The following is a 22,773-nucleotide window of genomic DNA, read 5'->3' as shown; positions in this document are numbered from 1 at the left end:
CACCGCTTTTGCGTGATGCAGGTATTGAGGATGCTCGTCTCGCCGCACTCATCCGGCGCGGCGAGCATCTTGCCGCATACGATCTGGCCTATCGGCGGATCGAGCGGGATGGCGTTTCTCCCGCCGTTGCCCATGCGGCGGTTTTGTGTCTGGCGCGATCGGGAGCCACGGATTTTGCGCGGCTTGAATATGCGCGCTGGCGGCTTGGCGGTGACCCGGATGATGCGGAGGCGGTAACGCTTGGCGCGCGCCTGTTGAAGGACGTGGCGTTGGCGTCGTCGGGCGCACGGCGCCGGGCTTTCGCTCGCGCGTCGGCGCTGCGCTACGCGGCGAGCAACGCGCGCCATGGCGGTTTATACAGCGCGATCAATGTCGCCACGATGAGTCTGATCGCGGGCGACGGCGAGCGCGCGCGCCGGGCGGCCGAAAAGGTGTTGTCGAGCACGGTCGACGAGGGCGACGCCACCGAATCCTATTATGCGTTGGCCAGTCGCGCCGAAGCTCAGGTCTTGCTCGGCGCGCCGGAGGCAGCGGCAGAAACCCTGGCGCAGGCGATCGCGCGATCTCCTCAGGACTATACCGCGCACGCGTCGACGCTTGGCCAGATCGACATTATTTTGCAGGAACTGGGCGGTTCCAACGCGTGGCTGGACCCGCTGCGTCCGCCACGAGTCGCGCATTTCACGGGGCGTATCTTCAACTGGCCTGAATCGCCCGATCAGCGAGCCGATCCCAGCACGCGCCGCACCGCAGCACTTGCTGCGGAAATGCAGAGTGTCTTGAGAAGCAATCGTGTCGGTTTTGCTTATGGCGGCCTGGCGGCAGGCGCGGACATTTTGTGGGCGGAGGCGCTGATTGCGTGTGGCGCCGAACTGCATGTCGTGTTGCCGACTGCCGTGGCGTCGTTCGTCGCCACATCGGTCGCGCCCTTTGGCCAGGCCTGGGTGCGGCGCTTCGAGGCGTGTCTGGCGTGCGCCCAGTCGGTTCGCTTGGCCACCAAAGATCCCTATGCCGGGGACGATCAGGTGTTCACCTATTCGAGTCAATTTGCGATCGGCTGTGCCATCCTGCGCGCCGAGGCGCTGGCAACCGAAGCGGTGCAGCTGGCCGTCTCCGGCGGAGACGCGCAATCGACGGTCGCTGCCGATCTGGCATATTGGGCGGGCGCACCGCGACGGCAGATCATCCTGACGCTCGACCGAGCGCCGCTTCGACCAGTGCCGCGGGCGCAGACCGCGCGTCCGCCCACCGTGATGAAAGCCATGCTGTTCGTCGATGTGCGCGGCTTTGGCAGCTTGCGCGACGATCAGATTCCGGCCTTTTTCAGCGTGGTGATGGCGCAGATCGCCCAAGCGGTCATGAAGCTCGCCCACCCGCCTGAACATGTCGAGACATGGGGGGGCGGGGTGTTCTTGGTGTTTGACCAGCCGGCCGACGCCGCAGAGGCGGCGTTGACGATCCTGGCATCGCATCGCCGGTTGAACTTGCGCGCGCACGGGCTGCCGCGCTGGCTCGCCTTGCGGATCGGCGGGCATTACGGCCCGGTGCACTTGTTGATGAACCCGATCTTGGGCACGCAAGCCGTGGTGGGCGCGCATGTCGTCGTCGCTGCACGGATCGAACCGAATGTCGCCCCCGGATCGGTCTATGTCAGCGAAGCCTTGGCCGGTGCGCTCGCGACCTTTCACGCGGATCGCTTCCGTTGTGGCTATGTCGGGCGGACCAAAGCACGGCGCGACTTCGACCCGCTTTCGATCTTCAATCTCGTGCGTCGCGAGCGAGGCGATATGCGGAGCTACGCGAGATAGCTGCGAAATCTGTGTGATTTTGCACATCCTTTCGTTGCCGTAACAGGCACGGGACCCCCAGAAGATCGTGTTCTCGAACGGCCGGTTGCCCGGACGACGGAAGGGGGTTCGACATGCATATTTTGCCCGATTCCCCCGTACCTGCTCAACGGGCCGCGCTCCCGCCGATGCTGCAGCGTGACCGCTGTCGGCCATCGGCGTCTGCGGGTCGATGCGGGGAAGCGCGGTGGCGATAGAATTGAATTTCATCAACAATTCCAACGATATGAACAAATCCGCCATTGTTCTCTTCCAGAAGAACCTTGCCAGCGCGGCTGACGACGCGCCCATTGCGTGGAAGGTCATTCCGGACAGCGCGCCAGGCCTGACCCATCGCTTTGTTTTCCCAACCACGATCGACGTGGTCGCCACCGATGCCGAAGGCGCGATCGCCGGCCCGGTGTCGGGCTGGGACTCGCACTATTTCGTCGTCGGGCCAAAAAGCGCGGAGTCCGCAGCGGCGTTCGGCGCGGCGGAAGCGGCTGCCGGCGAGGTTCAGGTTCGCAACGCCTTGCCGGACACCAGCATTACGGCAAACATCTTCCGCGACGGCAGACTGCTGGCCGTCAAGGCGGGCGTCCCGCCGCAGCAAATGGCGGTATTCCAGCTCAAGCCCTCGCTTTGGGTGGGCGCGGCAGCGGCGGTTTCGGAAGGGCAGGCGCTTGACCCCGAAACGCTCTCAAACGTCAAAACGGAGCTGTCGCTCCTCGGGCTGGCCAGTGCCGACATTGTGATGAGCGGCGGCGGCGGGGATGTCCTGGCCACGCCGTTTCGCTTTTCCCTGCAAAACGTCGTGATGGCGTGAGTAGCGATCCACAAATCTCGCGCGGGAAGGGGCTGCCGTTGCTTCGCAACATAACCCGGTTCTGGACCGCAAATGATGGCTGCCTCGTCTTCGAGATCATTTTCGATCGCGCTTGGCGTGCGGGTGATCTCGATCCGCCTGCCGTCGCCATCGTACGCTGCGCCTCATCGCTCGATGAGCGGCATGAGGTCGCGATTTACGAAGATCGGCCAAGCTGGTTCGCGGTCGATTTTTCGTCCGGCTACCATGTGCACGGCACGCTGCGGCAAATCGGCGATATTCGCATCGACGGAACGCCTTGCCTCACGATTTTTGCCGACATCTATTATCGACAGCCGGGGCAGGAGCATCTGTTTCATTTCGACGGCGGCATGGTTGCCTGCCCGAGTGTGGCGCTGACCGAGCAAAGCGCAGATCGGGTGCGTTTCCCGACAAGTGGCCGATCGGACCGTACGGATATGCGTCACGGTGATCCCGTTGTCATCGCTGGAACCAACGACAATCAATCCTATACCACTTAAGCTACGTAATATGCGGATCAATACTATAAAAATCGCAGAGTTTATGTGATCATTACGTAATAACGATAATAATGTTATTTTGGGTATTTAAAATGCATTATAGTGGCGTTCAGTTTGTGTCCTACGTTACGAATACGGTGCAGTCCGATTTTGAAAGCGATGACCTTCAAATTCAATCCTCGGACGGTTCCATCCGCGATGTTGAGGCACGCTGCGCCTTGATGGCGCGCGCGATGCAAACTGCCCGCGATGCCTTGGCTGCGACCCCGCCACCGTCGGCGGGCCCGGTGTTGAAGGTGTTCATGGCACCTGAATATTTCTTTTACAGCGCCCGGCAGGCCTATCAGACCGACGATGTCCAGCGCACGATTGCCCGATTGCAGGCGCTGGCGGCGGACGGCGATTGGGTGGACTGGATTTTCAGCTTCGGCACGATCGTCGGCACCTCCGCTCCCATGCTCAATGGCGGGCCACGGGCTTACTACAATTTCGCCTTGATCCAGGAAGGCGGGGCCGCTGGGGCTGGGCCGGCGGGGGCCCGCATCTTGGCAAAACCCTTGATCCGGCGCGTGGAAGCGGCGGGCGGGGTCAGCGCAGCCGACGCGGTCGCCACGGACCCCGCGAGCGAAGCACGCGATGTGCAACTTTCAGTCTATGATGGTGCCGGCATCTTCACCATGCGCGGCCTGACATGGGCGGCGGATGTGTGTCAGGATCCGTCTACAGGCTTGATCGTTCGTGCGCCGCAATTGCCCGGTGAGGCGCGGGTTCAGATCCAATTGCACCCGTCAGCCGGGTCGCGCGTTTCGCCCGAGGGCATTGTCGCGGTGCCGGGCGGGTTCGTTTTCAATGTCGACGGGGCGGGGCAGGGCACCGTGTTGCGGCAGGTCGGTGCGCCGGATCCGATCGCGCCCACTGTCCGGGTGGGGGTCTCCGGGGACGCCCTGGCGCTGTCGGCCGAGACGATCGCGGTCGATCGGCTCTACCCGCAGGGGCCGGGCGAGATCATCATTTTTGATCCCCAGCCGCTCCCGCCGGCGACCAACGTTCAAGGCATGCGCCAGACCCTGTTGTGGCAGGCGAGCGACGCTTATCAGTTCGCCTTTGATTTGATTTATGACGAATATGGCCGTTTTTCAACGATCCTCGTGGCACCGCGTCGCCTGCCGATCGATATGTTTCACGGCAACAGCTACTTCTTGCCGGTCGACATCGCGACGTACGATCCGCTCGATCAGCGGGTGGAGATTGCCATGAACGTGGGCAGCGGCAGCGATGGGTATGATTTCGCAATATGGTGCAAGATCGCGGTCCCGGGATTTGTTTTTGAGGGCGTCGCGCTTCAGTTTGGCCTGGATTGGGCAGGGCCTCCGCCACAGACAGCCTGGTAAAACGGCGACAAAGCTACGCTTTGGCGATGGCAATCATCGCGTGCCATCGATGGTCGTGGGGGCGGGAGGACGTTCGCCGAGGCTCTGCCCTGGAGCGTCAAGGCCCGGAATCGCCACCGGCGGCGGCACCTGGAGCAGCTGCCAGCCCTGCGGAAGGTAGTCGACCGACATGTAGAAATAGAAGACGCACGTGCCGTCGCCGCGATAGCTTGCACCCTTCAGCACGCCGAGCGCCGTGGTGCCGCTGAACACGGGGGACCCACTGTCGCCACCCTTGCAGGTGGGGCCGGAGACGGTGACCCAGGTTGGCAAGCAGGCCCCGCCGCACAGGTCGCCTGCAGGGGCGAAGTCGGTCAGTTGGACCAGCGCGCAGCTATAGCCGGTACGTTCGCCGCGATGACAGACGAAGTCGCCCGCTCGCGTGCTGGCGCGGCTGCGCTGAGCGGTAACGGGGCGAAGGCGGGTGCGCGCCGTGTCTGCATAAAAGGTCGGGGGTAGTGGCGTGTCGGCGGCATTGATCTGCACGTCGCGATAGCCCCAGCCCCATTGGCCGACAAAGGGCAGTGGCGTCGAACCGGCCTGCGGATCGCGGTAGACCAGATCATCGACGCAGTGCGCGGCGGTGGTGACGCCATAGCGCACGCCGTCGGTCACGGTGAAACCGGTGGTGCAAAGGTAGCGGCGGCCATCGGCCGGGCTGATGCCCTCAACGCGTGACCCGCCCTCTGGCGCGAGATTCACATCGACATGGTTGAGCACCCGGACTTGCACCGGAACCCGCGCAATCGCCTCGAGCCGCGTCTTCAGCGCGGCGGTCCCGGCGGGGGCGTCGGCGCTGCCGATCAGGATGGCGAGTTCGCCGGTGCGCGGATCGAGCCCCATGCCCGGCGGTGTCCGCAGCGCCGCGCGCAAGGCGGCTTGGTGATTGGTCATCGCCCAGATTACCTGGTCACGCGTGACCCGCGCGCCCGTGCGGAAGACGATCGGCACCGTGATCCCACCAGCGACGATGCTTTGTGCTGGAACTGGCGCGGTGCCCGTCAGCGAGACCAGGATGCGATAGGTCGGGCGGTGTTCGATCGCAATTCCGGCCAGCCGGTCGCGATACTGCTCGGCGATCGCGACGGTTACGGGGACGCTGGCATTTTGCGCGGTGAGGCGCGCAAGGGCTTCGGGTGGAGCGACACCGAACTGCCGCGCATATTCGGCGGCATCCTCAGCCAGCGCTTCCGCCTCCGTTTCCAGCCTCGCGGTTTCAACGAGCGGTGGCGGGAGCGCTGGCACCGGCACCGCTGGCGCGATCCGATCGGCAGGGCTTGGGGAAGGGGGACCGGTCTGCGCACGCGCGCCGAGCGGTGCCAGACTCAGCGCGGCGACGAGGAAAAGGATACGCACTCGCGCGCGATATCAGCTTTGCCCCGCCGCCGCGAGCGGTCTCAGTGCGCCCACGCCTCGAACGGCAAGGCGAGCGCCTCTGCGACGGCCTGATGGCGAATCTTGCCGCCCGACACGTTCAGGCCGTTGGCGAGGTGCGGGTCGGCTGCCATCGCCGCCTCTGCGCCGTGCGCCGCGAGCTTCAGCACGAACGGCAGCGTCGCATTGTTGAGCGCGAAGGCCGAGGTGCGTGCGACCGCGCCGGGCATGTTGGCGACACAATAATGAATGACGCCGTCCACCTCGAACACCGGGTCCTCATGCGTTGTCGCGTGGCTGGTCTCGAAGCAGCCGCCCTGATCGATCGCGATATCGACCAGCACCGCGCCGCGCTTCATCGTCTTGACCATCTCGCGCGTCACCAATTTGGGGGCAGCGGCGCCAGGCACCAGCACCGCGCCGATCACCAGATGCGCATTCTTGACCGCGGCCGCGATCGCCGCCTTGCTGGCATAAGCAGTCTTGATCTTGCTGCCGAAGAACATGTCGAGCTCGGCCAGCCGCGCGTTCGAAATGTCGTAGATGGTGACGTCGGCGCGCATGCCGACCGCCATTTGCGCGGCATTGACGCCCGACACGCCGCCGCCCAGAATCGCGACCTTGGCCGGGGCCACACCCGGCACGCCGCCTAGCAGGATGCCGCGCCCGCCTTGTTCCTTTTCGAGATAATGCGCGCCGACTTGCACCGCCATGCGGCCTGCCACTTCGGACATCGGCTTGAGCAGCGGAAGCGACCGATCATTGGCGGTGACCGTCTCATAGGCGATGCACGTCGCGCCCGAGCGCATCAGGCCTTCGGCCTGCGGCTTGTCGGCGGCGAGATGGAGATAGGTGAACAACAGGTGGCGCGGCTCCAGCAGCGCGATTTCGCTCGGCTGCGGTTCCTTGACCTTCACGATCATGTCCGCTTGCGCGAACACGCTGGCGGCGTCGGGCAGGATCGATGCGCCGGCCGCGACATAGTCCGCATCGCTGAAATCGATGCCGAGACCGGCACCGGTCTGCACGACCACCTGATGGCCCGCAGCGGCGAGTTCAGCGACCGAGGGCGGGGTGAGCCCGACGCGATATTCGTGATTCTTGATTTCCTTGGGAACGCCGACGCGCATTGATCTTCTCCTTGATGCGGGCAGTGTACAGGAGCGCGGCGATTCTGTGTTTGCAAAGATCGCGCATCGGTCGCGCCAAATGCAATGCGGTTGCGATTTGCTGCGGATTTGCGCGATAGCATCCCGGATGGACAGTATCGACCGCAACATCGTCGCGCAGCTTGGACAGGAATCAAGCCTGACGAGCGAAGAATTGGGCGCGAGAGTCGGCCTCTCCCCCTCGGCCGCGCATCGCCGGGTCAAGGCGCTGGAACAGCAGGGGATGATCCTGGGCTATCGCGCACGATTGTCGCCCGCCGCACGCGGCAATCCGTCGACCGTGTTCGTATCGGTGACGCTCACCGACCAGCGACAGGCGACGATGCTGGCGTTCGAACAGGCGCTCGCCAAGACGACCCAGGTCAGCGAGGCGCATTTGATGAGTGGCGAATCGGACTATCTGCTCAAGGTGCTGGTGCGCGACGACGACAGTTATGAGCGAATCCATCGTGAGGTGCTCTCCACCCTGCCGGGTGTGCATCGCCTGTTGACGCAGTTCACGATCCGTACATTGGCGAGCGAGCAATGATATGCGTTTGCGCTTGGCGCGTGCCGTTGCGGGGGGCGGGGACGCGTGCTATTGCGCCGCACCATTGGGGCGTTTGAACAAGTGCCGTCATCCATGATTTCTCGATATGACATCCGGGCAAGAACAGCCTTCGCGTGAGCAGTGATCTGGCCAGCGCGGGCACTGTGCCTGCTGCACCCGACTCGGTAGGCGTCGGGCTTCATCCCCACCGGAAAGACGGTGTCGCCAAGCTCGCGCTCGGCGCGATCGGCATTGTGTTCGGCGATATCGGCACCAGCCCGATCTATGCCTTCCGCGAGACCTTTGCTGGCCATCACAAGCTGCCGCTCGACGCCGTGCATATCATGGGTGTCGTCAGCCTGATCTTCTGGTCGATGATGATCGTGGTGACCTTCAAATATGTCACCATCATCATGCGCGCCGACAATAAGGGCGAGGGCGGCAGCCTAGCGTTGCTCGCTTTGGTCAACGGCCGCACCAAGAATAAGCGCTGGTCACGCGGGATCGTCCTGCTCGGCGTGTTTGCGACGGCGCTGTTCTACGGCGATTCGATGATCACCCCGGCGGTGTCGGTGCTGTCGGCGGTCGAAGGTGTCGCGATCGCCTCGCCTGGCCTCGGTAAATTGGTGCTGCCGCTGGCCATGGCGATCATCATTGCCTTGTTCTCGATCCAGCGCAGCGGAACCGCGCGCGTCGGTTTGTTCTTCGGTCCGGTCATGCTGCTGTATTTTGCGGTGATCGCGACACTCGGACTGATCAGCATCGTGCATACCCCGCAAATCCTGTGGGCGTTCTCGCCGCATTACGCGTTGGAATTCTTTGCGCTCGATCCGGCGCGCGCGTTTCTGGCGTTGGGTTCGGTGGTGCTGGCGGTAACCGGGGCGGAGGCGCTTTACGCCGATATGGGGCATTTCGGCCGCAACCCGATCCGCGTCTCCTGGCTGTTTGTCGTGCTGCCGGCGCTGATGCTCAATTATATGGGGCAAGGCGCGCTCTTGTCGCGACTGGGCACGCCCGCCCTCGAAAGTCCATTCTATCTGCTGGCGTCGGAGCATTTCCGGCTGCCGCTGGTGGCGCTGGCGACGGCGGCTGCCGTGATCGCGTCGCAGGCGGTGATATCGGGCGCTTTCTCGGTGACGCAGCAGGCGATCCAGCTCGGCTTCGTGCCTCGGCTGCGGATCGAGCATACCAGCGCGGCGACGGCGGGCCAGATCTACATCCCGCTGGTCAACTGGCTGCTCGGCGTGATGGTGATCCTGCTGGTTATCTTCTTCCGCACCTCGTCCAACCTCACCTCGGCTTATGGCATCGCGGTGACCGGCGCGATGCTGATCGACACCTGCCTGCTGACGATCGTGCTGTTCCGCCTGTGGAACTGGCCGGTTTACCGTTCGGTGCCGTTGCTCGCGCTGTTCTTCATCGTCGATGGGGCCTATTTCACCGCGAACCTGACCAAGGTGCCGTCGGGTGGCTGGTTCCCGCTGCTGGTCGGCTTCATCATCTTCACCATCCTGACGACCTGGTCGAAGGGGCGGCAGTTGATGATCGACCGGATGCGCGAATCGGCGATGCCGATCAAAATCTTCATCCAGTCCGCCGCCACCTCCGCCACACGCGTGCCGGGGACCGCAGTGTTCATGACCGCCTCGCCCGAGGGGGTGCCGCACGCGCTGCTGCACAACCTCAAGCACAACAAGGTGCTGCACGAGCGCATCATCCTGCTCACCGTCAAGATCGCCGACGTGCCGTATATCGCCGAGGGCGAACGCTGCTCGCTCGAGGATCTGGGGGCAGGGTTCCACCGCATGGTCCTGCGCTACGGCTTTATCGACGAGCCTGATGTGCCGCTGGCGCTTGCCAATGTGCATCGCTGTGGTGCCGATTTCCGGATGATCGACACCAGCTTCTTCCTGGCGCGGCAGACGCTGCTGCCCTCGTCGCATCCGGGCATGATGATCTGGCGCGAAAAGCTGTTCGCCTGGATGTTGCGCAATGCCGAGAGCGCGATGGAGTTCTTCCGCTTGCCGACCAACCGCGTGGTCGAACTGGGCAGCCAGCTCGAGATTTGAGCGAGGCCGCGCCCATTATCGTCACCGCGCTGTTCGGGCGCAGCGATGCGGCGTGGTTCGATGCGTTGCGTACGCGACACTTTCCGCCCGAACGCAATCAGTTGTCGGCGCATCTGACGATGTTCCATCATCTCGCGCCAAGCCTTGAGCGGGAGTTGAAGCAGCGGCTGACGGCGGAAACGCGGCAAGTCCCCGCACCCGAAGCGCGAGTCGCTGGATTGATGTCGCTGGGCGGTGGCGTCGCCTTCCGAATCGAGTCCCCCGCGCTGGAAGATATCCGCGATTGTCTGGCCGACGCCTTTTCGGCGGTGCTGACCCCGCAGGATCGCGCGGGCTGGCGACCGCACGTCACGGTGCAGAACAAGGTCGAACCCGCCGTGGCAAAGGCTTTGCTGGCGGAATTGGAGCGCGATTTTCGGCCGCGTCGCGTCGAAATCGTCGGCTTGGCGACGTGGTGGTATCGCGGCGGACCGTGGGAAGCGCTTTCGCGGCATATGTTCGCTTGACCGCTTCGCCGCGCATTCCTATAGCCCGCGCCTCGCGAGTGATTAGCGCCTGCGCATGGCGAAGTAGCTCAGTTGGTTAGAGCACGGGAATCATAATCCTGGGGTCGGGGGTTCAAGTCCCTCCTTCGCTACCACTCGCGACCAGATCTGCACCGATCTACGGTTTCCCAGCCCGAACGAATGCGCTAGCGGCCGACGTGACGCCGCCGATCAAGCGCGGCGCAGCCTGGAAGAGGGAGCAGCTATGTTCAGTCACGTCATGGTCGGATCGAATGATCTGGAAGCCTCGCGCACATTTTACGACGCGACGCTCGGCGCGCTCGGCGCGCGGCACGGTTCCGACAATAATGGTCGTATTTTCTACATGCACAACGGCAGCATGTTCCTGGTCACCAAGCCCATCAATGGCGAGCCAGCGTGCCACGCCAATGGCGGGACGATCGGCTTCGCCGCGCAATCGCCCGAGCAAGTCGATGCGTGGCACGCGGTCGGCATCGCGGCGGGCGGCACGCCGATCGAGGAGGACCCCGGCATCCGCGATGGCGGGGTGGTGAAGCTGTATCTGGCCTATCTGCGCGATCCGGCTGGCAACAAGCTGTGCGCCATGTACCGGATTCCGGCCTGATCGATCTGGCGGCGGGCCTCTTGCGCGCCGCCGCCTACCCACCATGTTGCCAGTCGGCCCGTCGCTGCCCTAGAGGCGGCGGGCCGACAGGACGAAAGCGACCATGACCACCCACACGACACGCATGTTGATTCTGGGCTCCGGCCCGGCCGGTCTTTCCGCTGCCATTTATGGCGCGCGGGCCGGGATGAAGCCGATTCTCGTTCAGGGCATTCAGCCCGGCGGCCAGTTGATGACCACCACCGATGTGGAAAATTATCCCGGTTTCGCCGACGTCATCCAGGGCCCGTGGCTGATGGAGCAGATGCAGAAGCAAGCCGAGCATGTCGGCACCACGCTGATGTACGACACGGTGGTGGAGGTCGATTTCAGCCAGCGCCCGTTCCGCCTGGTCGGCGATAGCGGCGACATTTACGAAGGCGATGTGCTCATCATCGCGACGGGGGCACAGGCCAAGTGGCTTGGGCTCGACAGCGAAGAGGCGTTGAAGGGCAAGGGCGTCAGCGCCTGCGCGACCTGCGACGGCTTTTTCTATCGCGGCAAGAAGGTCGCGGTGATCGGTGGTGGCAACACTGCGGTTGAGGAAGCTTTATACCTCACCAACCATTCGCCCGACGTGACGCTGATCCATCGTCGTGATTCGCTGCGCGCCGAGAAGATCCTTCAGGAGCGGCTGTTCGCGCACAAGGGCATCACGGTGCTGTGGAACAAGGAAGTCGATTCCTTCGTCGATGGCGGCGGCACCAGCGGCCTCGTGGCGCTCGAACTGATCGATACCGTCACCGGCGAACGGTCCCGCCTTGATACCGAGGGCGGTTTCGTCGCGATCGGCCATCATCCGGCGACCGAATTGTTCCGCGGGCATTTGAAGCTCGATGCCGATCATTACATCTGGGTCGAGACCGGCTCGACGCGCACCAGCGTGCCCGGTGTGTTCGCCTGCGGCGATGTGATGGACAAGGTGTATCGCCAGGCCGTGACGGCGGCGGGCACGGGCTGCATGGCGGCGCTGGACGCCGAGCGTTTCCTGGCCGAGGCCGAGTTCGAAATGGCCGAGGCGGCGGAGTAAGGTTCAGCCCGCCTCTGGCAGGCGAGACAGGGCGGCAACGATCTGCTGTTCGAGCCACTCGGCATCCTGGGGATGGGCGAAGCTGTGACTGTCGGTTTCACAGAACAGCATTTGCAGTGTGCCGTGGTACGGACGGGCGGCGTCTGCAAAGGCGAGGGCGGTGTTGTCGCGGCGCGCCAGCAGGATCGTTGCGCGACGGCTCCAGGTCGCTAACGCGTCGAGTAGCTCCGTCGCGAGGGGCGTGCTTCCCTTCGGCCCATTGTGAAAAACCTTGTTCAAGCCCTTGAATAGGTTTTTCAAATTGACCTGCCCTTGGAGCAGCCTGAGCCACTCGCGTGGGTTTTTGAGCTTGGCGGCATAGCGCGCGCTGATCGCGGCGGCGGGGGGAAGAGCGTCACCCTGTTCCATCAGCCACGGATTGGCGAGGATCAGCGTCTCGATTCCAGCCTCCGCTCCGAACAGGGCCAAGGCTGTCGCCGCATCGCAATTGCCGAATGCGACGAGCCGTTCGATCCCGGATAGGGCGCGGAAGGCGGCGGCGGCGCTGGCGATATCGGGGCCTGAAGTGCGGAACCCTCCATTGTCGCCGGTCGAATCGCCGATGCCGCGACGGTCGAAGCGGAACACCGGCACCCCGTGCGCGGCGAGTCGCTGGGCAAGCAGCGCCATGCCGCGATGCGCGCCGATGCGGATTTCATTGCCGCCCGACACGATCAACAAGCCTGTCTTGCCGGCCGCTGTATCCAGCGTGCCGAACAGCGTCTCGCCCGCGCAATCGAAGGTGGTTACCGTTCGCATGTCGCGATCCAGTCGGCAATGTCGTCGGCGAGCAACCGAGCCAGCGTGACGTCATTGCCGGGCTCGGCGCGGCGCCACAGCGCCGTGCCCGGAACATGGCGGTCGGCAGGGGCGGGATCGCTGTCGAGCCGCACGGTGCGCAGCGGGCCGCCATCTGCGGGCGTCCACGGGGCATAGACGGACAGGTCGGTCAGCAGCGCGGTGGAGATCCGGTTCCCGGCGATTTCGACGGGAGGGTCGGGGTGATCTGCCGGTGTCTGGGGATCGAAATACCAGTCCGTATCGGACAGCCTGATATGCGGCTGCGACGCCTGCTTGATCCGCTTCAAGTCGCGTAACAGAGATGGGCCGTCCTGCGGCGCGAAATGCCAGCGTCCGTCGAGCAAGGCGAGCTTGTCGAGCAGCGCGCCACTGCGCAGCGCCACGCCGTAACATCGCCGATCGGCATTCCAGGCATCCTTGGTCGCACAATCGAAGCCGTCGGCAATGTCGAGGATGCTGCAGCGCTCCAGCGGCACCAGGCTCTCCCCTTGACCGGGAAGATCGGGCAGTATCGTTGCCACCCCGCGCGCCGCCAGCGCCCGGCAAATGGCGACCGCAAAGCCACGCACGCGATTGGCGTCTTCGAACAGAGGGAGGGCGACTGCGACGAGCGGCCCTTGATCGGGCCCGAAGCGCAGCATGGCCTCCCGACCGCCGCTTGCCTGATACGAGGCGATCAAGCGGCGCTCATCGAATGGCTAGCGGCGCGTCTTGGTGGCGACGAACCGGACGAGCGCGCCGAAACTCTCCAGCATCTCGCCATCGACTTCGTCATCCTCGATCAGGATGCCGAGGCGTTCCTCAATCTCGGTCAGCAGCCCGGCCACCGCCATCGAGTCCAGCTCGGGCATCGCCCCGAACAGCGGCGTGTCGGCATCCAGGGCCGCCGCACGGGTCTCGCTCAGGCCCAGCACATCGCGCAGGGTTGAACGGAGCGTGGCATCGATACGATCGTAATCTTCAGAAATCACTGCGAGCCCCAAATTGTGGGTTATGGTGCGCTGCGATAGAGACTGGGCGGTCCGCTGCCAAGTGCGGCCCGACAACTCCTCTTCACAGCCGGGCGGTGGCGGCTATCAAGAGGCATGATCGCGCTCGACCCCATAGCACGCCCCATCGACACGCTGCCGCTGCGGGGGCGGTCAGCCGATCCGGCCTTGGTCGACCGGCACGGTACGCTCGATTTCGCCGGGCTGGAGCGGTTGACCGGGCAAGTGGCGGCATGGCTGGCCGGGCAGGGCTATCCGCCGCGCGCGCGGGTGGCGAGCTGGTTGCCCAAGACGCGGTTGGCCTGCGTACTACCCATGGCGGCCCCGCGCGCCGGTCTGGTGCATGTGCCGATCAACCCGATGCTCAAACGCGCGCAGGTCGCGCATATCCTGGCGGACAGTGGCGCGGCCGCCCTGGTGACGCAGGCGGCGCGGAGTGCGACGCTGGAACAGGGCGATCTTTCAGAGAATTGCGCGCTCTTTCTGGAAGAAGATCTGAGCCTGGGGGCGGCGCTGCCTGCCAGCAATGCCGATCCTGACACTCTGGCGGCGATCCTCTATACGTCCGGATCAACCGGGCGACCCAAGGGCGTGATGCTCAGCCATGCCAATCTGTGGTTGGGCGCGATCAGCGTCGCGCACTATTTGAAGCTTACGCCTGCGGACCGGGTGCTCGGCGTGCTGCCGCTCAGTTTCGATTATGGGCAGAACCAGCTCTTTTCGACCTGGGCCGCCGGGGCAAGCTATGCGCCGCTCGATTATCTGACCGCCAAGGACGTGGTGAAGGCCATCGATCGCCTCGCGCCCACCACAGTGGCTGGCGTCCCGCCTTTGTGGGTGCAAGTGCTTGAGGCGGAATGGCCACAAGATACAGCAAATCGTTTGAAACGTTTGACGAATTCGGGGGGCGCGTTGACTGCCCCGCTCGTTGCAGGGTTGCGCGCGCGCTTTCCGCAAGCCGATCTGTATCCGATGTATGGGCTGACCGAGGCGTTCCGCTCGACCTATCTCGCGCCCGAGTTGGTCGCGGCCCATCCCGACTCGATCGGCCGCGCGATTCCCTTTGCCGAGATCATGGTCGTGCGACCGGATGGCACTGCGGCGGCGGCGGGGGAGCCGGGCGAGCTCGTCCATGCCGGACCGCTCGTCGCGCAAGGCTATTGGCAGGACGCCGAGCGGACCGCTGAGCGCTTCCGTCCGGCACCCGCCTGGTCTCGATCGGGCGGCATGGCAGTGTGGTCGGGCGATACCGTGGTGCGCGATGGCGACGGCCTGCTCCGCTTCGTCGGGCGCGATGATGAGATGATCAAAAGCGCGGGCAACCGCATCAGCCCGACCGAGATCGAGGAAGCCGTGGTCGCGGGCGGCGAAACGGCGGAGGCGGTGGCGCTTGGCGTGCCCGATGCGCGCCTTGGGCAAGCGATCGTCGTGGTCGCGCGCGGGGACGGCACGCAAGAGGCCGCTTTGCGCGTGCGGCTGCGGCGCGATTTGCCGAGTTTCCAGCAGCCTGCACGCTATGCATGGCGCACCGAGCTACCGCGCAACGCCAATGGCAAGCTTGATCGCGCGGCGCTGAAAGCGGAGATGAAGTCATGAAGCCGATGGGCACGATTCCGACGGTTTTCGAGATCACGCCGCTGCGGATTGGCGGGCAGGAGGCGGCGCATTGGGCCTCAGTCGCGGGTGACACTCCCTTGTTCGTCTACGACATGGCGGTGGTGCAGGCCCGCATTCAGCGGTTTCGCGCGGCCTTCCCCACGATCGACCTGCATTATGCGATCAAGGCCAATCCGTTCGCGCCGTTGCTCGCTGCGATCGCGCCATTGGTCGATGGGCTGGATGTCGCGTCGGGGGGCGAATTGGCGATGGCGCTGCCGGTGAAGCCGGGTGCGCGGATCAGCTTTGCCGGGCCGGGCAAGCGTGAGGACGAGCTGGAGTTTGCAATCCGTTCGGGCGCGACGATCAACCTTGAATCTTCCGGTGAAGCGGCGCGCGCGCTGGCGATCGGCGAGCGGCATGGCGTCACGCCGCGTCTTGCGATCCGGGTGAACCCTGAGATCGAATTGCGGGGATCGGGCATGCGCATGGGTGGGCGCGCCTCGCCCTTCGGTATCGATGCCGATCGTGCCGCCGCTGTGGCCAGGCACGTGATCGACGCCGGAGCGGACTGGCGCGGTTTTCACATCTTCGCGGGATCGCAGGCGCTCGATCCGCACGCGATCATCGAAACACAGGCCGAAACGCTGGCGCTCGCGGGGCGGCTGGCCGACGCGGTTGGCGTCATGCCGCCGCTGGTCAATCTCGGCGGCGGCTTTGGCATTCCGTATTTCCCGGGCGAAACGCCGCTCGACGTGCGGGTGATTGGTGATGCGCTGGCAGAAGCGCTCGGCGAGCGCGCACCGATCCTCGCGGATACGCGGTTTGCGATCGAGCTAGGCCGCTGGCTGGTAGGCGAGGCGGGCGTGTATCTGACGCGCGTGGTCGATCGCAAGGAAAGCCGGGGCGAAACCTTCCTCGTTACCGATGGCGGCATGAACCACCAGCTTGCCGCCTCCGGGAATCTCGGCACGGTGGTGAAGCGCAATTATCCCGTCGCGGTCGCCACTGCTGCCCCCGATGCGCCGACCGAAACCGTCAGTGTCGTCGGGCCCTTATGCACCCCGCTCGACCGATTGGCGGACAGCGTCACGCTGCCGGTCGCCGACGTCGGGGACCTCGTCGCGGTGTTCATGGCGGGCGCTTATGGCCTGTCGGCCAGCCCCACCGCGTTTCTGGGCCATGCCCTGCCGCGCGAGCTGCTGGTGGGCCAAAGCGAGCATTCCTAACGCAATTTTCACCTCTTTCGTCTCATAGCGGCACGATAGCCGTGAACCTGCCCCCTGCGCGTCAGACGTGACGCCATCGGCAGTACCTCGCGGCGGGAGGTAGAGATGGCACGGTTTTTCAAATCATTCCGGGGGTTGCTGGGTGTTGGCGTCGCGGCGTTGACGCTCGGATCGTGTGTTGGCGGGGGCCGTTCGGAACTGCCGCAGGCATCGTTCGTGGCGACGCAGGAGCAGCCGGGCGAGGAATATGTCATCGGCCCGCTCGACCAGCTCAACATCTTCGTCTGGCGCAATCCCGAACTGTCGACGAAGGTCCAGGTGCGGCCGGATGGGCGGATCACCACGCCGCTGATCAGCGACATGCCCGCCGTCGGCAAGACGCCGCGGATGCTCGCCGACGACATGAAGATCGCGCTCGGCGAATATATCAAGGATCCGATCGTCTCGGTCATCGTCGAGAATTTCTCGGGTACGTTCAGCCAGCAAGTGCGCATCGTCGGCGCGACCGCCAAGCCCGCTTCGATTCCCTATCGCGCCAATATGACGCTGCTCGACGCGATGATCTCGGTCGGCGGCCTCAGCGAATATGCGGCGGGCAACCGCGCGAAGCTGGTTCGTTACAATCGCGAAACCGGCAAACAGGTCGAATATAACATCAAGCTGTCGAGCTTGCTCAAGGATGGCGACAGCCGCGCCAACGTCCGGCTTGAGCCGGGGGATGTGATCATCATCCCGCAGAGCATGTTCTGAGCACGGACCGGCGGATGAACGGCTTGCTCGATGAAATACGGGTCGCGCTCCATACGATCTGGATGCGCCGGTGGATCGCGCTGGCGGTTGCCTGGGGCATTGCTGTGCTCGGCTGGGCGGTGGTCGCGCAAATTCCCAACAGCTATGAATCGCGCGCCCGCGTCTCAGTGCAGATGAACACGATCCTGCCCAACGCGGTCGGCATCACCCCTGCCGACCAGCAGAAGGACATGGACATGATCCGCCAGACGCTGACCAGCGCGGTCAGTCTGGAGAAGGTGGTGCGCGGCACGGATCTGGCGAATACGGTAAAGACCGATCGTGATGTCGCGGATCGCGTCGCGGGCCTGGCCAAGGCGATCAAGATCACCGCGCAGCAGGACAATCTGTTCGAAATCGTCGCGACCGGCTCCAGCCCCAAGGTTACCCGGCAAGTCGTGCAGAAGCTGATCGACCTGTTTGTCGAACAGAATCTGTCGGGCGACCGCGACGAAACGAGCACGAGCCTCAAATTCCTCGATGCCCAGCTCGAGCAACGCCAGAAGCAACTCGCCGATGCCGACGCCAAGCGCGCCGATTTCCAGAACCACTATCTCGGCAGCTTGCCGGGTAGCGGATCGCTGACCGATCGCATGGGGGCCGCCCGGACCGCGATGGCGCAAGTCGAGAGCGACCTTGCCGCCGCGCAATCCAGCCTGGCGGCGGTAAACGGCCAGATGGCGGGTGTTCCCGCCAGCGTCGCCGGGGCCACGAGCGCGGCGGGTGTCGGCCCGGCGCGGGCGCGGCTCAATGCGATCCAGGGTCAGCTCGCCGATGTGCGCGCACGGGGCTATACCGAAAACCATCCCGACGTGATCGCGCTGCGCAGCCAATTGGCCGCCGCGCAAGCCGCCGCGCGCGGCGAACCCGTATCGGCTGGGGCCGCGTCCGCCACCAATCCGGCGTATCTTTCGTTGCGGTCGATTCAGGCGGACAAGCAGGCCCAGGTCGCCGCGCTGAACGCACGCAGGGCGCAACTCCAGCGCGATCTCGATACGATCACCGCAAAGCTCGCCGGGGATCCCGGCGTCGCCGCGCAGCAATCCAAGATCGACAATGATTATCAGGTGCTGAAGGACGGCTATGCCAAGCTGCTGGCCGATCGCGAAGCGATCAAGCTGCGCGGACAAGCGCAAAGCCAGACCGATTCGATCAAGTTCAGCGTCATCGATCCGCCAACGGCTCCGCGCGTTCCGACTGCGCCGAACCGGCCCCTGTTGCTGACCGGCGTGCTGATCGCCGCGCTTGGCGGCGGCGTGGCGGCGGCGTTTGTGCTCGGGCAGTTGAAGACCACCTTCGCCACCGCCGCCCGGCTCGAAAAGGCAACCGGAATGCCGGTGATCGGCTCGATTGGCGAGATGGTCACCGCCGCGCAGACGGCCGCGCGGCGGCGGATGTTGCTCTATTATGGCGGCGGTGTTGCCGGGCTTGGCGTGGCCTATGTGGCGCTGCTGGGCGTGGAAATGCTGCAGCGGGGGTTGGCGGCATGAGCGACCTGACGCCCCGCAAAGGTCGCCCGTCGCTGTTGGAACGCGCTGCTGAGACCTATGATTTCGGAGCGGATGCACGCGCCCCCTATGCTTTGCCAGCGGTCGATCATCCGACCCCGGCGATCGGCGCTGCACAGCCGCGCGCCGATCTGCCTCCTGCGCAGCCAAAGCCGGCGCGACCGGTTGCCCGGCAGGGGTACCTTGCGGGTGCCGCCACGATCGACCGCGTGATGTTGGCCGAGCGCGGGTTGCTCGTGCCCGGGGCTGCAGTCGGGGCGCTGGCGGAGGAGTTCCGCCTGGTAAAGCGGCAACTGCTGGCGACCGCGCGCAGCGTGAGCAAGAGCGATGCCGAGCTTTCGCGCCTGTTGCTGGTCAGCTCGGCGCGACCGAATGACGGCAAAACCTATTGCGCGGTCAATCTCGCGCTTTCGCTGGCGGCCGAGCGCGATCTCGAAGTGCTGCTGATCGACGCCGACTTCGCCAAGCCCGATGTGATGGCGCAATTCGGCCTTGCCGAACAGGCGGGGCTGTTGGATGCGCTTGCCGACCCGAGCATCGATGTCGAAGCCTGTGTCGTGCGGACGGACATTCCCCATCTGAGCTTGCTGCCATGTGGCACGCGAACGCCCGCTGATACCGAACTTGTTGCCAGCGCGCGCACCGGAACGTTGATCACGCAACTGCTCACCGCCGACCCAAAACGCCTGCTGATCTTCGATTCTCCGCCCGTGCTCGCGGCATCGCCGGCAAGCGTGCTGGCGGCGCAGGTCGGGCAGATCATGCTCGTCGTCCGCGCCGACCGCACCAGCGAAAGCGATCTGCGCGAGGCGATAAACCTGCTCGATTCGTGCGAGCATATTCAGCTTCTGCTCAACGCCGTGGCGCTGACGCCCGGCGGACGCCGCTTCGGCGATTATTATGGATATGGCCAGGAAGAGGACGCCCTATGACGCGCCCGATCTCATCTTTGTCCCGTGCGCTCGGCGCAGGGGCTATCGCCGTGCTTGCGACCGCGCCCGCGCATGCGGAAGAGCGCAAGCGCTCGATCACGCCCTATATCGAAATCGGGCAAGTCGTAACCGCTGACCTCAAGAATGACGATGTGCTGACCTATTCGACGGTCGCCGCAGGGGTCGATGCGTCGGTCCAGACCCAGCGCACGCAACTGCAGGTGAGTTACCGCTACGAACGGCGCTTTTCGTATAGCAAGAAGGTCGGCGACGACGATGTGCATAGCGGCTTGGCACGGGCGAGCGTGCGTGTCGCCCCCGGCGTGACGCTGGAAGGTGGCGCGATTGCCACACGAGTCCGCTCCGACATTCGCGGTGCGGCTCCGGGCAATCTGGCCGGGAATGTCGACAATATCAGCCAGGTCTATTCGGCCTATGTCGGCCCGACGGTCGCCAGCCATGTCGGCCCGGTCGGCGTAGCGGCAAGCTATCGCTTCGGTTTCACCAAGGCCGAAGCACCGGGGACGACCGGCGTTGCCCCGGGCAGCCCGAAGCTCGACGTGTTCGACACCTCGCAGAGCCATGTCTTCAACGCGAGCGCCGGCGTGAAAGCGGGGGCGGTGCTGCCGGTCGGCGTCAATGTTTCGGCGGGCTATGAGCGCGATACCGCAGGGCAGCTCGACCAGAAATATGAAAGCAAGGTGGCGCGGGGCGATCTCGTCCTGCCGGTTCTGCCGACGCTCGCGGTGACGGGCGGTGCCGGATACGAAAAGATCACGGTCAGCCAGAAGGATCCGTTGAAGGACGCGAATGGGGTGCCGGTCACCGACAGCCGCGGCCGCTTCCAGACCGACCCCGCATCCCCGACGCGCATCGCCTATCAGACCGACGGGCTGATCTATGATGCTGGTGTCATCTGGCGGCCAAGCCCGCGCACCACGCTGCAGGCAAGGGCAGGGCGGCGTTATGGCGGGATGACCTATACCGGCTCGTTCAGCTATGCCGCGTCCAAATCGATCGGCATTCAGGTCGGCGTGTACGACGCCGTCGACACCTTCGGGCGGCAATTGCGCGAGGGCATCTCGAACTTGCCGACCAGCTTCATCGACCAACGCGATGCCTTTGCGCAGCAATTCAGCGGCTGCACCTTTGGCACCAGCAGCGCGGCGGCGGGCGGGTGCCTGAACGGTGTGTTCCAGTCGATCTCGACCTCGGCCTATCGCGCGCGCGGTGTCGACGCGGTCATTGCCGCGAAGCGCGGCGCGCTCAGCTTCGGGATTGGGGGAGGCTATGCCCAGCGGCGCTTTTACGCTCCCAGCGGCACCGGCTTCAGCATCGACGGCGTGACCGACGACAGCTATTACGCGCAGGCCTATGTCAGTGCCCCGATCGATCGCAATTCGGGCGTGAGTGGCAACGTCTTCGCCAATTATTACGAAAGCGGCATTTCGGCTGCCCCCGGTGTCTTCAGTACGGGAGCCACCGCTCTGTATTACCATAACTTTGGCCGTATCGCGACGACCGCATCGGCGGGCCTGTATTCCTTCACCCAAAAAGGTACGGAGGACCAGTTGTCGGCGCAGGGCCAAGTTGGGGTGCGGTATCAATTCTGAAACGCATCCGTTGCTATGCCGGTTGCGAGGACGACATTATGTACGACGATCATTATGGTTTGACCGGCCGACCGTTTCAGTTGACGCCTGATCCGCGTTTCTGGTTCGATACGGCGACGCATCGCAAGGCCATGGCCTATCTCGGCTATGGCTTGGCGCAGGGCGAGGGTTTCATCGTCATCACGGGCGACGTCGGCGCGGGCAAGACCACGCTTGTCGGCCATTTGATGGATACGATTGATCCGACCCGGCTGCATGTCATCAAGATCGTTTCAACGCAGATCGAAGCCGATGATCTGTTGCGCATGGTTGCAACCGGGCTGGACGTCGACAGCGCGGGGCTGACCAAGGCACAATTGCTGGTGGCGATCGAACGCGGGCTGCATGCGACCGCACGCGCCGGACGACGCACGCTGCTGATCGTCGATGAAGCGCAGGCGCTGCCGGTGTCGAGTCTGGAAGAGTTGCGCATGCTCTCGAACTTCCAGACCGGCGGGCATGCGCTGTTGCAGATCTTCCTGCTCGGCCAACCCGAATTTCGCGAGCGGCTGCACGGGTCGGACCGGCTTGAGCAATTGCGCCAGCGCGTCATCGCAATGCATCACCTCGATCCGATGGAGCCCGAAGAGGTCGAGCCCTATATGCGGCATCGCCTGTCGGTGGTCGGCTGGCAGGAGCGCCCGCATTTCACGCCCGATGCGTTCACCGCCCTCTATAGCGGGTCCGATGGCGTACCGCGCCGCCTGAACCAATTGGCGGGCCGCGTGATGCTGTATGGCGCGATCGAGCGGATCGATACGATCGATGCGCGGGCGGTCGCCGCAGTGGTGGCAGATATCGCGGGCGACATGCCGGGCGTGAAGCCGATCGTCGTGCCGGAACCCGCTGTGGCTGCGACACCTGCGGTTGAGCAGCCGATTTCTGAAGTGGCCGCGCCGGACGAACCCCTGGCCAGTCCGCTACCACCGCCGGTGCCGGAACCGGAGCCCGGCCCGCTGCCGATTTCGATTCTGCCCCCGACGGCCCCGCCGCGCCCGATCCGCGCGCTGCACGAAGAAGCGGTGGCGGTTGTGGAAGCACAGCCGGTGGTTGTTCCCCCAGAGCCCAAACCGGAACCTGAGCCTGAGCCTGCGCCTGCACCGATGGCGGTGGCGATAGAGGAGCCCGTGCCTGCGCCATACGCTACTGCGGATGTCGCTACCCGTATTGCCGCGCTTGAGGCACGGGTTGATGAGCAGGATATCGCGCTTCGCCGCGTTCTGAAGCTCCTGGTTGACTGGGCCGAGGGCGAGCACAGTGCCGCGCCGCCGCTCCCCATCACGCGGGATTAAGC

The 22,773-nt window shown here is 64.6% G+C and carries 21 protein-coding genes and 1 tRNA gene; 17 read left to right on the top strand and 5 right to left on the bottom strand.

Annotated elements, in window-relative coordinates; genetic code table 11:
- Positions 1-8: 8 nt before the first annotated feature.
- The 4 genes from H4W01_RS09625 to H4W01_RS09610 all read left to right on the top strand — a co-directional run bounded on the left by H4W01_RS09625 (position 9) and on the right by H4W01_RS09610 (position 4,564).
- Entirely contained in the window at positions 9-1,808 is a 1,800-nt protein-coding gene (locus H4W01_RS09625) for an adenylate cyclase (protein WP_209610834.1), read from the top strand.
- A 238-nt stretch (positions 1,809-2,046) separates the two neighbouring features.
- A complete protein-coding gene (locus tag H4W01_RS09620; RefSeq protein ID WP_209610833.1) occupies positions 2,047-2,652 on the top strand; it encodes a hypothetical protein in 606 nt (201 codons plus the stop codon).
- Positions 2,653-2,690: 38 nt separating this feature from the next.
- Entirely contained in the window at positions 2,691-3,173 is a 483-nt protein-coding gene (locus tag H4W01_RS09615) for a hypothetical protein (protein ID WP_209610832.1), read from the top strand.
- Between the two features lie 233 nt (positions 3,174-3,406).
- On the top strand, positions 3,407-4,564 hold the full coding sequence (locus tag H4W01_RS09610; RefSeq protein WP_209610831.1) for a hypothetical protein: 1,158 nt from the start codon (positions 3,407-3,409) through the stop codon (positions 4,562-4,564).
- Positions 4,565-4,597: 33 nt separating this feature from the next.
- Here the strand turns inward: H4W01_RS09610 and H4W01_RS09605 are convergent, their stop codons facing one another.
- Together H4W01_RS09605 and ald are read right to left on the bottom strand one after the other, a co-directional pair.
- Positions 4,598-5,959 (bottom strand): hypothetical protein, encoded by a 1,362-nt coding sequence (locus H4W01_RS09605; protein WP_209610830.1) that lies wholly within the window; start codon positions 5,957-5,959, stop codon positions 4,598-4,600.
- Positions 5,960-6,000: 41 nt separating this feature from the next.
- On the bottom strand, positions 6,001-7,107 hold the full coding sequence (ald, locus tag H4W01_RS09600; RefSeq protein ID WP_209610829.1) for an alanine dehydrogenase: 1,107 nt from the start codon (positions 7,105-7,107) through the stop codon (positions 6,001-6,003).
- A 127-nt stretch (positions 7,108-7,234) separates the two neighbouring features.
- Between ald and H4W01_RS09595 the strand changes: the two genes are divergently transcribed.
- The 6 genes from H4W01_RS09595 (at position 7,235) to trxB (ending at position 11,944) form a co-directional block, all read left to right on the top strand.
- Positions 7,235-7,675, top strand: a complete 441-nt coding sequence (locus H4W01_RS09595) for an Lrp/AsnC family transcriptional regulator (RefSeq protein WP_209610828.1) — start codon at positions 7,235-7,237, stop codon at positions 7,673-7,675.
- A gap of 146 nt (positions 7,676-7,821) precedes the next feature.
- Positions 7,822-9,744: a potassium transporter Kup gene (locus H4W01_RS09590; protein ID WP_086010578.1), complete on the top strand. Its 1,923-nt coding sequence runs from the start codon at positions 7,822-7,824 to the stop codon at positions 9,742-9,744.
- Complete coding sequence (locus H4W01_RS09585; protein WP_209610827.1) at positions 9,741-10,250, top strand: 2'-5' RNA ligase family protein; 510 nt, start codon at positions 9,741-9,743, stop codon at positions 10,248-10,250. The genes H4W01_RS09590 and H4W01_RS09585 overlap by 4 nt, the downstream gene beginning before the upstream one ends.
- 57 nt (positions 10,251-10,307) lie before the next feature.
- A tRNA-Met gene (locus H4W01_RS09580) sits at positions 10,308-10,384 on the top strand.
- A 110-nt stretch (positions 10,385-10,494) separates the two neighbouring features.
- Positions 10,495-10,875 (top strand): VOC family protein, encoded by a 381-nt coding sequence (locus H4W01_RS09575; protein WP_209610826.1) that lies wholly within the window; start codon positions 10,495-10,497, stop codon positions 10,873-10,875.
- Between the two features lie 103 nt (positions 10,876-10,978).
- Positions 10,979-11,944: a thioredoxin-disulfide reductase gene (gene trxB, locus H4W01_RS09570; protein ID WP_010402973.1), complete on the top strand. Its 966-nt coding sequence runs from the start codon at positions 10,979-10,981 to the stop codon at positions 11,942-11,944.
- A gap of 3 nt (positions 11,945-11,947) precedes the next feature.
- Here trxB and H4W01_RS09565 read toward each other — a convergent pair whose 3' ends face one another.
- The 3 genes from H4W01_RS09565 to H4W01_RS09555 are packed head-to-tail and all read right to left on the bottom strand — an operon-like array spanning position 11,948 to position 13,755.
- On the bottom strand, positions 11,948-12,742 hold the full coding sequence (locus H4W01_RS09565; protein ID WP_209610825.1) for a hydrolase 1, exosortase A system-associated: 795 nt from the start codon (positions 12,740-12,742) through the stop codon (positions 11,948-11,950).
- Positions 12,730-13,464 (bottom strand): hypothetical protein, encoded by a 735-nt coding sequence (locus tag H4W01_RS09560; RefSeq protein WP_334685216.1) that lies wholly within the window; start codon positions 13,462-13,464, stop codon positions 12,730-12,732. The genes H4W01_RS09565 and H4W01_RS09560 overlap by 13 nt, the downstream gene beginning before the upstream one ends.
- A gap of 18 nt (positions 13,465-13,482) precedes the next feature.
- Positions 13,483-13,755: an acyl carrier protein gene (locus tag H4W01_RS09555; protein ID WP_209610824.1), complete on the bottom strand. Its 273-nt coding sequence runs from the start codon at positions 13,753-13,755 to the stop codon at positions 13,483-13,485.
- Between the two features lie 114 nt (positions 13,756-13,869).
- Here H4W01_RS09555 and H4W01_RS09550 point away from each other — a divergent pair, with 114 nt between their 5' ends.
- From H4W01_RS09550 to H4W01_RS09520, 7 genes are all read left to right on the top strand, one after another.
- Entirely contained in the window at positions 13,870-15,369 is a 1,500-nt protein-coding gene (locus H4W01_RS09550) for an AMP-binding protein (protein ID WP_209610823.1), read from the top strand.
- Positions 15,366-16,598, top strand: coding sequence for a pyridoxal-dependent decarboxylase, exosortase A system-associated (locus H4W01_RS09545; RefSeq protein ID WP_209610822.1), 1,233 nt, complete (start codon positions 15,366-15,368; stop codon positions 16,596-16,598). The genes H4W01_RS09550 and H4W01_RS09545 overlap by 4 nt, the downstream gene beginning before the upstream one ends.
- 105 nt (positions 16,599-16,703) lie before the next feature.
- On the top strand, positions 16,704-17,348 hold the full coding sequence (locus H4W01_RS09540; RefSeq protein WP_209610821.1) for an XrtA/PEP-CTERM system exopolysaccharide export protein: 645 nt from the start codon (positions 16,704-16,706) through the stop codon (positions 17,346-17,348).
- Between the two features lie 14 nt (positions 17,349-17,362).
- Positions 17,363-18,877 (top strand): XrtA system polysaccharide chain length determinant, encoded by a 1,515-nt coding sequence (locus H4W01_RS09535; protein WP_209610820.1) that lies wholly within the window; start codon positions 17,363-17,365, stop codon positions 18,875-18,877.
- Complete coding sequence (locus tag H4W01_RS09530; protein ID WP_209610819.1) at positions 18,874-19,827, top strand: AAA family ATPase; 954 nt, start codon at positions 18,874-18,876, stop codon at positions 19,825-19,827. The genes H4W01_RS09535 and H4W01_RS09530 overlap by 4 nt, the downstream gene beginning before the upstream one ends.
- Positions 19,824-21,440, top strand: coding sequence for a hypothetical protein (locus H4W01_RS09525; RefSeq protein ID WP_209610818.1), 1,617 nt, complete (start codon positions 19,824-19,826; stop codon positions 21,438-21,440). Before H4W01_RS09530 ends, H4W01_RS09525 begins: the two co-directional genes overlap by 4 nt.
- Before the next feature lie 38 nt (positions 21,441-21,478).
- Positions 21,479-22,771 (top strand): ExeA family protein, encoded by a 1,293-nt coding sequence (locus H4W01_RS09520; RefSeq protein ID WP_209610817.1) that lies wholly within the window; start codon positions 21,479-21,481, stop codon positions 22,769-22,771.
- Positions 22,772-22,773: the final 2 nt, after the last annotated feature.

Origin of the sequence: Sphingomonas sp. PL20 (assembly GCF_017875905.1) — a bacterium.
GTDB classification, from domain to species: domain Bacteria; phylum Pseudomonadota; class Alphaproteobacteria; order Sphingomonadales; family Sphingomonadaceae; genus Sphingomonas; species Sphingomonas echinoides.
The sequence above is the reverse complement of the archived record's forward strand: the minus strand, read 5'-3'. Positions and strand labels throughout refer to the sequence as shown.